At 60.0% G+C, this 14,977-nt stretch carries 13 protein-coding genes; 4 read left to right on the top strand and 9 right to left on the bottom strand.

What is annotated here, in order from left to right:
- Window positions 1-45: 45 nt before the first annotated feature.
- The 4 genes from pstA to BT119_RS08495 form a co-directional block, all read right to left on the bottom strand.
- Entirely contained in the window at window positions 46-1,662 is a 1,617-nt protein-coding gene (pstA, locus tag BT119_RS08510) for a phosphate ABC transporter permease PstA (RefSeq protein WP_173645615.1), read from the bottom strand.
- 69 nt (window positions 1,663-1,731) lie between these two features.
- A complete protein-coding gene (locus tag BT119_RS08505; RefSeq protein ID WP_175550557.1) occupies window positions 1,732-4,017 on the bottom strand; it encodes an ABC transporter permease subunit in 2,286 nt (761 codons plus the stop codon).
- Window positions 4,018-4,159: 142 nt separating this feature from the next.
- On the bottom strand, window positions 4,160-5,158 hold the full coding sequence (locus BT119_RS08500; RefSeq protein WP_003367977.1) for a phosphate ABC transporter substrate-binding protein PstS: 999 nt from the start codon (window positions 5,156-5,158) through the stop codon (window positions 4,160-4,162).
- A gap of 166 nt (window positions 5,159-5,324) precedes the next feature.
- Complete coding sequence (locus BT119_RS08495) at window positions 5,325-6,614, bottom strand: MFS transporter (protein ID WP_003432834.1); 1,290 nt, start codon at window positions 6,612-6,614, stop codon at window positions 5,325-5,327.
- 430 nt (window positions 6,615-7,044) lie between these two features.
- Here BT119_RS08495 and BT119_RS08490 point away from each other — a divergent pair, with 430 nt between their 5' ends.
- Both BT119_RS08490 and BT119_RS08485 read left to right on the top strand, forming a co-directional pair.
- Window positions 7,045-7,446: an acyl-CoA thioesterase gene (locus tag BT119_RS08490; protein ID WP_003316086.1), complete on the top strand. Its 402-nt coding sequence runs from the start codon at window positions 7,045-7,047 to the stop codon at window positions 7,444-7,446.
- Between the two features lie 91 nt (window positions 7,447-7,537).
- Window positions 7,538-8,449, top strand: coding sequence for a D-hexose-6-phosphate mutarotase (locus BT119_RS08485; protein WP_003432833.1), 912 nt, complete (start codon window positions 7,538-7,540; stop codon window positions 8,447-8,449).
- Window positions 8,450-8,469: 20 nt separating this feature from the next.
- On the opposite strand, the gene BT119_RS08480 is transcribed toward BT119_RS08485, so the two are convergent.
- The 4 genes from BT119_RS08480 to purE all read right to left on the bottom strand — a co-directional run bounded on the left by BT119_RS08480 (window position 8,470) and on the right by purE (window position 11,261).
- Window positions 8,470-9,012, bottom strand: coding sequence for a DUF3299 domain-containing protein (locus BT119_RS08480; RefSeq protein WP_003367971.1), 543 nt, complete (start codon window positions 9,010-9,012; stop codon window positions 8,470-8,472).
- Window positions 9,013-9,095: 83 nt separating this feature from the next.
- Complete coding sequence (locus BT119_RS08475; protein ID WP_002555896.1) at window positions 9,096-9,341, bottom strand: GlsB/YeaQ/YmgE family stress response membrane protein; 246 nt, start codon at window positions 9,339-9,341, stop codon at window positions 9,096-9,098.
- Window positions 9,342-9,677: 336 nt separating this feature from the next.
- Window positions 9,678-10,760: a 5-(carboxyamino)imidazole ribonucleotide synthase gene (locus BT119_RS08470; RefSeq protein WP_003349746.1), complete on the bottom strand. Its 1,083-nt coding sequence runs from the start codon at window positions 10,758-10,760 to the stop codon at window positions 9,678-9,680.
- A gap of 9 nt (window positions 10,761-10,769) precedes the next feature.
- Window positions 10,770-11,261 (bottom strand): 5-(carboxyamino)imidazole ribonucleotide mutase, encoded by a 492-nt coding sequence (purE, locus tag BT119_RS08465; RefSeq protein ID WP_003340324.1) that lies wholly within the window; start codon window positions 11,259-11,261, stop codon window positions 10,770-10,772.
- A 354-nt stretch (window positions 11,262-11,615) separates the two neighbouring features.
- Here purE and BT119_RS08460 point away from each other — a divergent pair, with 354 nt between their 5' ends.
- Window positions 11,616-12,248, top strand: coding sequence for a zinc metalloprotease (locus tag BT119_RS08460; RefSeq protein ID WP_072365332.1), 633 nt, complete (start codon window positions 11,616-11,618; stop codon window positions 12,246-12,248).
- A gap of 43 nt (window positions 12,249-12,291) precedes the next feature.
- Here BT119_RS08460 and BT119_RS08455 read toward each other — a convergent pair whose 3' ends face one another.
- Entirely contained in the window at window positions 12,292-13,203 is a 912-nt protein-coding gene (locus tag BT119_RS08455; RefSeq protein WP_003367967.1) for a LysR substrate-binding domain-containing protein, read from the bottom strand.
- 315 nt (window positions 13,204-13,518) lie between these two features.
- Between BT119_RS08455 and aspA the strand changes: the two genes are divergently transcribed.
- Entirely contained in the window at window positions 13,519-14,943 is a 1,425-nt protein-coding gene (aspA, locus tag BT119_RS08450; RefSeq protein WP_003432831.1) for an aspartate ammonia-lyase, read from the top strand.
- The last annotated feature ends 34 nt before the right edge of the window (window positions 14,944-14,977 follow it).

Below are 14,977 nucleotides of genomic sequence, written 5' to 3'. Positions count from 1 at the left end.
TTCGCGTCATCGCACGGCCGCGTTTGCCAAAGGGCGAATTCGGGATCAATTGTCGAGCGCCTTGTACTTTTCCCGCAAATGGTTACGGATGCTCACCGCCGACAGATTGAGCAAGGCGATCACCAGCACCAGCAGCAGCGCGGTGGCATACACCAGCGGGCGCGCGGCCTCGACGTTGGGGCTCTGGAAGCCGACGTCGTAAATGTGGAAACCCAGGTGCATGATCTTCTGATCGAGGTGCAGATAAGGATAGTTGCCGTCCAGCGGCAGCGACGGCGCCAGCTTGACGACGCCCACCAGCATCAAGGGCGCAACTTCCCCGGCGGCACGCGCTACCGCGAGGATGAGCCCGGTCATCATCGCCGGGCTGGCCATTGGCAGTACGATTTTCCACAGCGTCTCGGCCTTGGTTGCACCCAGTGCCAGCGAACCTTCACGCAGGGTCAGCGGAATGCGCGCCAACCCTTCTTCCGTCGCCACGATCACTACCGGCACGGCAAGCAGTGCCAGGGTCAGCGAGGCCCATAACAGGCCCGGCGTACCGAACGTCGGGGCCGGCAGCGCTTCAGGAAAGAACAGCCGATCCACCGAGCCGCCCAGCACATAGACGAAGAATCCCAGGCCAAACACGCCGTAGACAATCGCAGGCACACCGGCAAGGTTGTTCACAGCGATGCGAATCAACCGGGTAACCGGCCCCTGGCGCGCATACTCACGCAGGTAGACCGCCGCCAGCACACCGAACGGCGTGACGATCACGGCCATGATCAGGGTCATCATCACCGTGCCGAAGATCGCCGGGAAGATACCGCCCTCGGTGTTGGCTTCGCGTGGGTCGGCGCTGAGAAACTCCCACAGTTTCTCGAAGTAGAAGCCAAGCTTGGTCACCGTGCCCATCGCATTGGGCTGATAGGCACGCACCACTTTGCCCAGGCTGAGCTCGATCTCTTTACCGTTGCCATCGCGCGCGGTCAGGCTGTCGCGATCAAAGGCCTGGTGCAGCCCGTCAAGGCGCGCCTCGATCACCTTGTAACGCGCATCCAGCTCGGCCCGCTCGGCAGCCATGTCCGCTTGCGCGGCGGCATCCAGTCGGCCATCGAGTTCCAACTTGCGGGCCTGCAGGCGCAGGCGCTCGATACCGTGATTGATGGCACCAATGTCTTTCTTTTCCAGGCTGTAGAGCTCGTCAGCCAGCTTTTCGACGCGTTTGATGCGCTCTTGCAGGACTGGCCATGCCGCCTCGCCTTCGGCCACGACACGCCCGTCTTCCTTGACGTTGACCAGATAGCCGTAGAAATTGCCCCACTCGCGACGCTCCAGCGTCATCAGGTCTGCAGGCCGGCTCTGCCCGGTCAGCCATTCGCCTACCACCCAGTTGAAGTCACTGGGGTTGAGATCGCGATTGCCGACCTTGAACAGCTCGCGGGTCATGAATTCCGGCCCTTGATCAGGCACCGGCAGGCCCGCGCTTTTCAGGCGCGCACGAGGTACTTGCTCCTGCTCGACCCGCTCGCCGACCAGAACGCTCGATTCCTGATTGGGCACCGCGTACTGCGCGCTCACCAGATCGGCGGGCCAGAAATGCCCAAGGCCACGCACGGCGATCACCGCCAACAGGCCGATGGTCATGATCACAGCGATGGATACGGCACCCGCACTCATCCAGACGCCGGGGGCGCCACTTTTGAACCAGTTCCTGAGGGAGTTCCGCTTCACCAACGCCTACCTTCCTTACAGCGACGAGTATTGCTTGCGCAGACGCTGACGAATCAGCTCTGCGAGGGTGTTCATCACGAAGGTGAACATCAATAGCACCAACGCCGCGAGAAACAGCACCCGATAATGGCTGCCGCCCACTTCCGACTCCGGCATCTCCACCGCGACATTGGCCGCCAGCGTACGCATGCCTTCAAACAGGTTCATGTCCATGATCGGCGTGTTACCGGTCGCCATCAGCACAATCATGGTTTCCCCCACGGCCCGGCCCATGCCGATCATCAAGGCGGAAAAGATGCCGGGGCTGGCGGTCAGAATCACCACCCGCGTCAGGGTCTGCCACGGCGTCGCGCCCAGTGCCAGCGAACCCAGCGTCAGGCTGCGCGGCACGCTGAACACGGCGTCTTCGGCAATCGAATAAATGTTGGGGATCACCGCGAATCCCATGGCGATGCCAACTACCAGTGCATTGCGCTGATCGTAGGTGATACCCAGGTGGTCACGAATCCAGGTGCTCATGTCACCCGCGAAGAACCAGTTCTCCAGATGCGGGCTCATGCTCAGTGAAAACCAGCCCACCAATAGCACGACCGGAATCAGAATCGCGCCTTCCCAGCCATCGGGAATACGCAAGCGAAACGAATCAGGCAGGCGGGTCCAGAAAAAGCCCACCAGCAAAATGCCGATCGGCGTAAGCAGCAACAGGCTGAAGATGCCGGGCAGATGCCCTTCCAGATACGGGGCCAGAAACAATCCGGCAAAAAAGCCGAGAATCACCGTCGGCATTGCTTCCATCAATTCGATCACCGGCTTGACCTTGCGGCGCATGCCCGAGGCCATGAAGTAGGCGGTGTAAATCGCGGCAGCCACGGCCAGCGGCGCGGCCAGCAGCATGGCGTAGAACGCCGCTTTCAGCGTGCCGTAGGTCAACGGCGCCAAGCTCAGCTTGGGCTCGAAGTCGGAGTTGGACGCCGTGGACTGCCAGATGTATTTGGGTTCATCGTAATTCTCGTACCAGACCTTGCCCCACAGCGAACTCCAGGAGACTTCCGGGTGCGGGTTGTCCAGCGTCAGCGGCAGCAGCTTGCCAGCGCTTTCAATCAGAATCCGGTTGGCGCGTGGCGATAACGCCAGAATACCGGGCCCCTCGGCGACCTTGTCGATCAGCAGGGTGCGGTGCGCTGTGCTGTGAAATACGCCCAGCTTGCCGGAAGCATCCAGAGCGATGAACCCCTTGCGGCGCTGCTCGGCCTTGATCTGCGCGATCGGTGCGCTGCCCAGGCTGAAATCGCGGATGCGCATCAGGCGCTGCTCACCGTCAGTGTCCCGGGCCATGAACCACTGGGACATACTGCCCTTCGAGTTGCCGATGATCAGCGAAATGCCGCCGACCAGTTGAGCGCTCGCCGTGATCTCGGCGTTGCCGTCTTCCAGCAATTTATAGCGGCCATTGAGGCTGCGATCGCGCAGGCTGAACACATCCGCCTGCGCGCGCCCGTTGATGACATACAACCATTGCTGACGCGGGTCGATGTAGATCGCCTTGACCGCTGCGGACATCTGCGGCAACTCGACACGCGTCTGCTCGCGGGTCATCTCGCCGGTCATCATGTTTTCTTTCTGTTCGAGCGAGATGACATGCAACTGAGTGCCGGTAGACCCTGCCAGCTTCAGGCTGTCGCCATCGGCACTGACGGTGACATGCTCGACCGCACGCCCGGCCTCATCCAGTACCAGGGGCGCTTCGCCGTAAGGCCAGGCCACGCTCGGGGTGATGGTTTTCTGATCGTTCGGGTAGGTCGTCAGGTAAGAGTGCCTGAACACCAGCACCTGACCGTTGGACAAACCCAGGGCTATCAAGGGCGCGCCGGGCTGATCCTTGCCGATGGACGCAACGGACACGCCCGCAGGGAGCGGCAAGGCAATGCGCCGCAGCTCTGCGCCGTCCTCGCTGTTGAAAAAGACCACTTCGCCCTTGTCGGAAATGCGCATGCCGATCTGGTTCTGCTCTTCGATGGTAATCATCAGCGGAGCGCCGGCATCCTGCAGCCAGGCGGTATTCAGCGCAGGTTCGGCGGTCAGGCTGGCGCCTTTGAAGAGCGGCGCAACGACATAGGCCAGGTAGAAAAAGATCAGCGTAATGGCAGCCAGCACGGCAAGGCCGCCAATGGCGACGTACCAGTGAGTGAGCCGGTCGGTAAACGCACGGACACGACGCTTGCGCACCATCGCGGGCGTATTGAAATCAATACGCGCTGGAGGCGAGCTCTGGTTCATCGTCGATTTGAACAGCTCATTCATGCGCACACACCGTAGACGCCTTGTATGACAGAAACATTACAGCAAGGTGACGCAAGAAAGCCCGCTGCCTGCGAAACCGGCGGCGGACTGTTCAATTTGTATGCAGGCCAGTCCATTGAGCCCCGCTCCAACGCGTACGTGACTACTTTACCGCCACGCCGCCCGCGCCCTGCAGGCCAAGATCGGCCAGCGTCTTCTCGACGACACGGGCGGGCAGCGGGATGTAACCGTCCTTCATCACCACTTCCTGGCCCTGCCTCGACAGCACCAGTTTTACAAACTCGGCCTCGAGCGGCGCCAAGGGCTGGTTCGGCGCCTTGTTCACGTAGACATAAAGGAAGCGCGACAGTGGATAACTGCCGTTCAGGGTATTGGCTTCGCTGTCTTCGACAAACTCGCCCCCTTCCTTCTTCGCCAGCGGCACAGTTCTGACGTTGGATGTCTTGTAACCGATGCCCGAATAACCGATGCCGTTAAGCGAATTGCTGATCGCGCTGACCACCGAAGCAGAGCCGGGCTGCTCGTTGACGTTGGCCTTGAAGTCGCCTTTGCACAGCGCTTCTTCCTTGAAATAACCGTAGGTACCCGACACTGAGTTACGACCGAACAACTGGATCGGTTTCCCTGCCAGATCGCCGGTCACGCCGACATCGCCCCAGGTTTTCGCATCTGCCCTGGCGCCGCACAGGCGGGTCGCGGAAAAGATCGCGTCCACTTGCTGCAGGGTCAGGCCCTTGATCGGGTTGTCCTTGTGCACAAAAACTGCCAAAGCATCCACCGCGACCGGGATGGCAGTGGGCTTGTAGCCATGTTTCTGCTCGAAAGCCGACAGCTCGCCGTCCTTCATCCTGCGGCTCATCGGGCCCAGATTGGCCGTGCCCTCGGTCAGCGCGGGTGGCGCCGTGGAGGAGCCGGCCGCTTGAATCTGGATGTTCACGCTCGGGTATTCTTTCTTGTAGGCCTCGGCCCACAGGGTCATCAGATTTGCCAGGGTATCGGAGCCGACACTGGAGAGATTGCCCGACACACCGGAGGTCCTGGTATAGGCCTGGATGGCAGGGTCGACCGCAGCCAGCGTATTGGCTGCCGTCACTCCGGCGGCAACCAATGTCAGTGCAGTCATCAAACGCTTGAGTGTCATCCTTGCGCTCCTGGCAGGGTGTGTAGGTGTCCACGAGCCTTTTTGGGCCAGTCTTATGACTACTCTATGAATTGATTATGACAATAAGATGAAAAGGCTATCGACCTGTGCAGGTAGATAGCCTTTGGCTGTAGCGGTGCCCGAGCGATTCAGCAGCGGCTGATGATCAGCGCTTTCGGCTCAGCAAAAACACACCGATGGCCATGCCCAGACCGCAGAGGATCGCGACGTACCACGCCGGCCCCATCGGACTGCTCTTGAGCATGAAGGTCACGACCATCGGCGTCAGACCGCCGAAGATCGCGTACGCCAGGTTGTAGGAGAACGACAGCCCCGAGAAGCGCACCACAGGCGGGAATGCCTTGACCATGACGTAAGGAACTGCGCCGATCGTACCGACGAACAGACCGGTCACGGCATACAGCGGGAACAGCACTTCCGGATGGCTGCCGAGGATGTGATAGAACGTCCAGGAACTGACCAGCAAACCTGCGCTGCCCAGCAGAAACACCCAGCCTGCGCCGAAACGATCCGCCAGCGCGCCCGCAGCGATGCAACCCACGCTCAGGAAGACAATCGCCAGGCTGTTGGCTTTCAGCGCGGTAGCGGCCGGAAAGCCATAGATGGTTTGCAGGATGGTCGGTGTCATCAGGATCACGACGATGATGCCGGCAGACAGCAACCAGGTCATCAGCATCGACAGCGCAACGGCGCCACGATGATCACGCAGTACCGCCTTGAGCGGCACCTCTTCGGCCAGTGCCTTGCGCAGTTGCAGCTCGGCAAACACCGGCGTTTCATGCAGCAGGCGACGCAGATACACCGACATCAGGCCGAACACGCCACCCAGCAGGAAAGGGATACGCCATGCGTAATCCGATACCTCGACGGGGGTATAGATGCTGTTGATCGCCGTGGCGACCAGCGAGCCCAGCAGGATGCCCGCTGTCAGGCCCGCGGTCAGGGTGCCGCAGGCATACCCGACACGCCGTGCAGGCACATGCTCGGACACGAAGACCCACGCGCCAGGTACTTCACCGCCGATGGCGGCACCTTGAATGACGCGCATCAACAACAGCAGAATCGGCGCCCACATGCCGATCTGTGCGTAGGTCGGCAGCAGACCCATGATCAGGGTCGGCACCGCCATCATGAAAATGCTCAGCGTGAACATTTTCTTGCGCCCCAGCAGATCGCCGAAGTGCGCCATGATAATGCCGCCCAGGGGTCTCGCCAGATAACCGGCGGCGAAAATGCCGAACGTCTGCATCATGCGCAGCCAGTCGGGCATGTCCACCGGGAAAAACAGTTTGCCGACCACCGCCGCGAAAAACACGAAAATGATGAAGTCGTAGAACTCCAGCGCGCCACCCAGGGCCGACAGCGAAAGGGTTTTGTAATCGCTGCGAGTCAAAGGCCGCGCAGGCTGCGTGGAACTTGGAGGAACAGATGACATGACAAGGCTTCTCTTTACGTGTTCTTTGAAAAGGGGCGAGCGACAGCAACGCTGGCTGCTGCGGGGTGCCGTGCAGAAGCGATTGTCGGGAGCAACGGCGCAGATAGGCACCAAAATTGCGTGTACAGGCAGTCTTGTCACCTGTAGAGGTCCAGCAAGATAGCAAATTGCTACAAAAAACACATGGCAGAACTGCCACTGACACAAAATGAAGACCCACGGTCGTTCTATGACGCAACGCCCGATATACTCGCAAGTCGTCAACAGCCTTGGGAAGTTGTGCGAAAACGTCTGAATCAGCGGGTTTCGCAGAGTTTCCCTTTGGGCCACACCGGCGCTGAACACATAATGTTCATGCTCATGGTTTTGAATGGCACCTGTTAACCGCGACATACAATAATGAGAGTCATGGGTCAGAGGCACCCTAGGCATGATCGAGCTCGAACAAGAAGATCCAACCCCGCAAGGCGACCTTGCACTGCAAATCACCGCCCTTCCCCGCGAAACCAATGGCTTTGGCGACATCTTTGGTGGCTGGCTGGTGTCCCAGATGGACCTGGCAGGCACAGCTATGGCCAGCAAAGTCGCGGGTGGCCGCGTGGCGACCGTGGCCATCGATCGCATGGCGTTTCTGGTCCCGGTCGCGGTCGGCGAACAGCTTTCCTTCTATACCCGCACCCTGGAAGTCGGACGCACCTCGATCAAGATGATGGTCGAAGTGTGGAGCGACGACCCGCTCACCAGCGAATGGCGCAAGGTCACCGAGGCCGCGTTCGTATTCGTGGCCATAGATGCCAGCGGCCGGACGCGCTCGGTTCCCGCGCGACGGTAAATTGTCGCTCGGCTACAGGTTGGCTGCCCGGTTAAACTCGCCCTGCATGAAGCGGTCTATTTTCGTCACGGTCATTGAGTGAGAACTTTGCATGCCAACATCCCCGGTTGAACCCACCGTTGAATCCATCCTTTACGATGAGCTGAACTGCTGGCGTATTTGCCACGGCGAAGCAGAGCTGCTGGTTGCGCAACAAGGCGCACACATCCTCAGCTATCAAGTGGCCGGGCAGCAGCCGCTGGTGTGGCTGAACGAAGAGGCCGTTTTCAAGCGCGGCAAACCCATTCGTGCAGGCATGCCGATCTGCTGGCCGTGGTTCGGCAATCTGGAGCGCAACCCGCAAAGCGTGCAGGCCATGCGCGACAGCAGCGAACCTGCCAAGGCACATGGCGAAGTGCGAGCGCTCGACTGGCAGTTGCTGGGTATCGGCGCAGATGGCGATGCACTGCTGGTGGAGTTCGTCCTTCCCGAGGCCGAAGGCCACTTGCCGGGCTGGCCGCACAATGTCGCCCTGAAACTGAGCATTCGTCTGGACCACGCACTGAATGTCAGTCTGGTCAGCTACAACTGTGGCACTGAGCCTGTGGTGATCAGCCAGGCGCTGCATACCTATTTCGCAGTCAGCGATGTACGTCAGGTCAGCGTCGAAGGGCTCGACGGCCTGCGTTACATCGAAACCCTGGCAAACTGGGAAGAACGCGAGCAGACCGGCGACCTGACCTTCACAGGCGAAACCGACCGCATCTACAAGGACACACCAGGCGTGCTCAGCATCGTTGACCCACAGTGGCAGCGACGCATCCACATCCGCAGCACGGGCTCGAACTCAGCCATCCTATGGAACCCGTGGATCGAGAAGACCGGCAAGTTCACCGACATGGCAGCAGACGGCTGGCAGCGCATGGTCTGCGTCGAAACCGCCAACGTGCTGGACGACGTGGTCACCCTGGCACCGGACCAGATGCATGTTCTGGGAGTGAGTATCTGGAGCGAGGCGCTCTGATCAGTAATTGATCAAGCCCATCAAAGGTCCGACTCAACCACCACGCGGACCTTTGACGCATCCATCGCATACGCAGCATCGGCAAGGTCGTTACTGACCTTCTCGATTTTCAGGGTGCCTTCTACCCACAGTGGTGTGTAGATATCATCCAGTTTCAGACCCTTGGGGTAACGCACCAGCACCAGCTGGTTAGGCGGCGGTGGTGGAACGTGAATGCAGGCGCCTGGATAAGGCACGATGAAGAACAGCGTGCTGCGGCCCTTGGCGTCGGTTTCGAGAGGCACAGGGTAGCCGCCAAGACGAATCGTCTTGCCGTTCATTGCCGGGACGGTTTTGGTCGAATACATGACTGCAGGCAAACCCTTGCTCTGCTTCAGTCCACCCTTGCTGTCGAACGTGCCCATGGCTTCCGGAGAATTGTGGTCAATCTCGGGCATGGCTTCGAGGGCTTTTTGATCGGACTTGGGCATCAGCTCAAGCCAGTCGGTTTCCGGCAACTGGGCGTATGCGGGACCGCAGAGCGCGGATAACAGCAGAAGAGTCATCAACAGGAAGCGACGCATGATAAAGCTCGGCAAAGGGGTGGAAAGTTGCCGAGCATTCTAGCCCTCTGCGCACTGTAAAACAGAGGGCTGACGCCTAAGCGTTATTTCTTTTTGATCATGCCGTAGATAACCAGCAGGATGATTGCACCTACCAGCGCGCCGAGGAAACCTGCACCCTCGCCTGCCTGATAGATACCCAGCGCCTGACCACCGTAAGTGGCTGCAAGCGAACCGGCGATACCCAGCACGATGGTCATGATCCAGCCCATGCTGTCGTCGCCCGGCTTCAGAAAACGAGCCAACAGACCAACGATCAGGCCGATAAAGATGGTTCCAATGATACCCATGCCATTTCCCTCTGTATTAAGTGAATACGCCCGGGCTGACAGCAGCCCCGACCTACTGCTATCTGAGAACGACGAGAGGGAATGGTTCCGGCGCAATGGCCAGTTTGCTTCGGGGTGGAGAATTCTTCATGAATGACGGGACTGAACCTACCTGAACGGAGGCCGGGCGTCTCGAACAGTGCTTCAACGCGACGCATCGGCACGACAGTTAGAAACGCTCGTTGCGCACGCTCTGCGTGGGAATGCAGTTCTCGACGCTCCGCGTCGCAAAAGGACGCGGCGTCTCCTGAAACTGCGTGCCAACGCGGAGCATCGGCACGCTAGCCGTGGGCCTGATCAGCCTTTGATCAGCGCTTCTACCAACTTCACCTGACGATCCAGCGTTGCGCGGTCAGCGCTGCGAACCGTGGCGTGTCCGACCTTGCGGCCAGCCTTGAACGCCTTGCCGTAGTGATGCAGGTGGCAGTCTTCGACAGCGATGACCTTGTCCACTGCGGGCACTTCACCGATGAAGTTGAGCATGGCGCTTTCACCGACCTTGGCTGTAGAGCCCAGCGGCAGACCGGCAACCGCCCGCAGGTGGTTTTCGAACTGGCTGCACTCGGCGCCTTCGGTGGTCCAGTGACCGGAGTTGTGGACGCGCGGCGCAATCTCGTTGGCTTTCAGGCCACCGTCGACCTCAAAGAATTCGAATGCCAGCACGCCCACGTAATCCAGCTGCTTCAGGACGCGGCCGGCGTAGTCTTCGGCCAGTGCCTGCAAAGGATGATCAGTGCTGGCGATGGACAGACGCAGGATGCCGCTGTCATGCGTGTTGTGCACCAGCGGGTAGAACCGGGTCTCGCCATCACGCGCGCGCACGGCAATCAACGACACTTCACCGCTGAACGGTACGAAGCCTTCCAGCAGGCACGGCACGCTGCCCAGCTCGGCGAATGTGTCGACCACATCGGCTGCCGAACGCAGGACCTTCTGGCCCTTGCCGTCATAACCCAGGGTGCGGGTTTTCAGCACGGCAGGCAGACCGATGCTGGCTACTGCGGCATCCAGGTCGGCCTGCGACTGGATATCGGCGAATGCCGGCGTCGGGATGCCCAGGTCCTTGAACATGCTCTTTTCGAACCAGCGGTCACGCGCAATGCGCAACGCTTCGGCGCTCGGATAGACCGGTACGAACTGTGACAGAAACGCCACGGTCTCGGCCGGAACGCTTTCAAACTCGAAGGTCACCAGATCGACTTCATCCGCCAACTGACGCAGATGATCCAGATCGCCGTAATCGGCACGCAGATGCTCGCCAAGTGCCGCAGCACAGGCGTCCGGCGCAGGATCGAGAAAGGCGAAGTTCATGCCCAGCGGCGTACCTGCCAATGCCAACATGCGGCCCAGCTGGCCGCCACCGATTACACCGATCTTCATGGAAACACCTCAGGCGTGGCGTGGGTCTGGATTGTCCAGGACGCTGTCTGTCTGTTCAGTGCGAAATTTCTTCAGCGCTGCGTGGAATTGCGGGTGCTTTGCGCCGAGGATGCTCGCTGAAAGCAGCGCTGCGTTGATTGCACCCGCCTTGCCGATCGCCAGGGTCGCGACCGGGATACCGGCCGGCATCTGCACGATCGACAACAGCGAGTCGACACCCGAGAGCATTGAAGACTGCACCGGAACGCCCAACACAGGCAGGTGGGTCTTGGCAGCGCACATGCCCGGCAAGTGAGCGGCACCACCAGCACCGGCGATGATCACTTCAATGCCACGGCCTTCCGCTTCGTCGGCGTACTGGAACAGCAAATCCGGTGTGCGGTGCGCTGACACCACCTTGACTTCAAAAGGGATGCCGAGCTTTTCCAGCATATCGGCGGTGTGGCTAAGGGTGGACCAATCGGACTTGGAGCCCATGATCACGCCAACCAGTGCGCTCATCGTCGTGCCTCTCATCGGGCGCCCGCAGGCGCGTCTGAAAACAACAAGCCACGCGGGGGAACCGGCGTGGCTTGTTGTACGAATAATGACCGGTTTAACCGGCCAAAGGCCGCGCAGTATACCGCAAAGCGCCAGGATGACAGCCCCCATACGCTCAACCGTCCAGGTTTTTATAGCGGAAGGCAGCACGGAAAAATCCGGCAGAGAGTCGGCACTTGTACTGCACACTAATCAAACAAGGGCTACTGCGATAGATGTCGATCCTGATTTCCTGTCAACGCCAGTTGCTATTAGATCTCCGGCACCGGACTACACACGGCCCGGCCACAATCCACCTACTCAAGGATGAGTGTGATGATCAAGAAATATACAAGCTGTCTGGTGCTATGTGCGCTGGCGCTGAGCCATGCGGCATGGGCCAACAATAGCGCCTCCAGGCAACCGTTGACCCTGTACCTGGTTCTCCACAACGACACGTCACATCACGGCACCCAGGAACTACGCCAGGACTACTTCGCCTGGCTCATAAAAGATCTGGAAAGCTTCACGGGTCGTTATGTGCGATTGGCGTTCATTCGCGACGTCCCGGGCCTTACTGACTTCGCTTATCAGAGCGACGATGTAGACGAAACCTATTACGCCTGGAAAAACAGGATGGATCGGTATGTCATCGACCACGGCCTGGAGCGCAACGCGACCACCAAGTACCTGCTGTTGACTCAGAACAGGATCAACTCAAAGACTCTGGGCGCCAGCACCGACAAAAGCTACACAGGCATAGCCTCACTGGAAACATTCGCAATCCCCGCGCACGAGCTGGGCCATATGCTCGGCGGCACTCATGAGGCCGCAGAGGTTATCTATAAGGGGGGATGGTGGTGTCAGACGAATATCATCGAAAGCCACGAAAAAATACGCTCCAATTGCTATGTCTACAGCGACGCCAACAAGCAAATCATTGCTGATCATCTGAACAGATTTCCCTGAGCAGACCAGGGTCGCTCTCCGGCATCGCCAGGAGCGGCGCTTGTCACCGGGAATCTGGCGCCGCCGCACCTTCAAGCTTGCGCCACAACAGGCGCACGTTGGCCTTGCGCACCAGTGCGCAGCGGTACAGGCGGATCTCCAGCGGCACATGCCACTGCGGTCCGCCACACACCACCAGTTCACCGCGCGCCAGCTCGGCGCGCACACTCAGTTGCGGCACCCAGGCAATCCCCAACCCTTCCAGCGCCATGCTTTTCAAGCTGTCGGCCATGGCCGTCTCGTAAACCGTCGTGAAGCGCAGATTGCGCTGACGCAACAACAGGTTCACCGACCGCCCGAGAAAGGCCCCGGCGCTATAGGCAAGCAGCGGCACACTGCCCTCGCCTTCCATATCGAATAACGGCCGCCCCTCGGCATCGGCGGCACAGACCGGCAACATCTCGGTGTGGCCCAAATGCAGCGAGGGAAAGATTTCGGCGTCCATCTGCAGCGCGGCATCGGGATCGTAGAACGCCAGCATCAGATCACAGCCACCTTCGCGCAACGCATGCACCGCGTCGCCGACGTTGGTTGCCACCAGCCGGGTGGCAATGTTCAGCCCTTCGTTGCGCAATTGGGCGATCCAGCGCGGAAAGAACCCCAGTGCCAGAGAGTGCGCCGCAGCCACCTGCATGACCTCGCCCTGCCCGCCTTCCAGGTGATGCAGATGACGCACGACTTCGCCCAGTTGCTCGACCACGGTACGGGCCGTGACCAGAAACAATTGTCCGGCAGCGGTCAACTCGATGGGCGTACGCGAGCGATTGACCAGTGTCAGCCCCAATGCCGACTCAAGACTGCGAATACGCCGGCTGAATGCCGGCTGAGTCACGAAGCGACGCTCGGCGGCCTGAGAAAAGCTGCGAGTGGCCGCCAGGGCGCTGAAATCCTCCAGCCATTTGCTTTCCAGATTCATCAGGTCCTCCCGGACAATGGATGACGGCTTCGACAGGCAATTGCGCGTGCCCTGCGGCACCAGTTTGCAGCGTCCTGGTGGGACGCCCGGCGAAGCGAGGCGGATACATACCCTGACGGCGCAGCAAATGTGACCGAAGAAGCGCACCGGTGCGACATTTTGCCCCCTTTACGCACTGAACGGAATCCAGGTCACGCGCTGATTATGCCGTTATTGCATAGGCCAGCGTTTAACAGCATTGGTCAATCGAAGACGGCAAGCCCACTATTCGTGGCGTTCCGGCATTGTCCGTGCCTTTTTGAGACTTTTTTTATCATGTCCTCGCCTGCATCATCGCGCATCGAAAAAGACCTGCTTGGTGTTCTCGAAGTACCTGCCAACGCTTATTACGGCATCCAGACCCTGCGAGCGGTGAACAACTTTCACCTCTCCGGCGTGCCGCTTTCGCACTACCCGAAACTGGTAGTCGCGCTGGCCATGGTCAAGCAGGCGGCAGCAGATGCAAACCATCAGCTCGGACACCTCAATGACGCCAAGCATGCGGCGATCAGCGAGGCCTGCGCCCGCCTGATCCGCGGCGACTTCCATGATCAGTTCGTGGTCGACATGATTCAGGGCGGCGCCGGCACGTCCACCAACATGAACGCCAACGAAGTCATCGCCAACATCGCTCTGGAAACCATGGGTTTCGAGAAAGGCGAATACAAACACCTGCACCCCAACAACGATGTCAACATGGCGCAGTCGACCAACGACGCCTACCCCACCGCGATCCGTCTGGGTCTGCTGCTGGGTCACGACGCCCTGCTCGCCAGCCTGTCCAGCCTGATTCAGGCCTTCGCCGCCAAGGGCGAAGAATTCAACCATGTGCTGAAGATGGGCCGCACCCAGTTGCAGGACGCCGTTCCAATGACCCTGGGTCAGGAGTTCCGCGCCTTTGCCACCACCCTGACTGAAGACCTCAACCGCCTGCGCAGCTTGGCACCCGAGCTGTTGACCGAAGTGAACCTGGGCGGAACCGCCATCGGTACCGGCATCAACGCCGACCCCGGCTATCAGAAGCTGGCGGTCGATCGTCTGGCGCTCATCAGCGGTCAGCCTCTGGTGCCTGCTGCCGATCTGATCGAAGCGACCTCCGACATGGGCGCCTTCGTGCTGTTCTCGGGCATGCTCAAGCGTACCGCGGTCAAGCTGTCGAAAATCTGCAACGACCTGCGCCTGCTGTCCAGCGGCCCGCGCACCGGCATCAACGAAATCAACCTGCCGGCACGCCAGCCAGGCAGCTCGATCATGCCCGGCAAGGTCAACCCGGTGATCCCGGAAGCGGTCAATCAGGTTGCTTTCGAAATCATCGGCAACGACCTGTCGCTGACCATGGCTGCCGAAGGCGGACAACTGCAGCTCAACGTGATGGAGCCGCTGATCGCCTACAAGATCTTCGACTCGATCCGTCTGCTGCAGCGCGCCATGGACATGCTGCGCGAGCACTGCATCGTCGGCATCACCGCCAACGAACAGCGCTGCCGCGAGCTGGTCGAGCATTCGATCGGTCTGGTCACCGCCCTGAACCCCTACATCGGTTACGAAAACTCCACCCGTATCGCCCGCATCGCGCTGGAAACCGGCCGCGGCGTGCTGGAACTGGTGCGTGAAGAAGGTCTGCTCGACGACGCCATGCTCGACGACATCCTGCGCCCGGAAAACATGATCGCTCCGCGTCTGGCCCCCTTGAAGGCCTGACAGGGAATGACCTGCGCAACCTGCTCACCAGATT

This window comes from Pseudomonas sp. NFACC10-1 (genome assembly GCF_900119195.1).
GTDB classification, from domain to species: Bacteria; Pseudomonadota; Gammaproteobacteria; order Pseudomonadales; family Pseudomonadaceae; genus Aquipseudomonas; species Aquipseudomonas cerasi.
The sequence above is the reverse complement of the archived record's forward strand: the minus strand, read 5'-3'. Positions and strand labels throughout refer to the sequence as shown.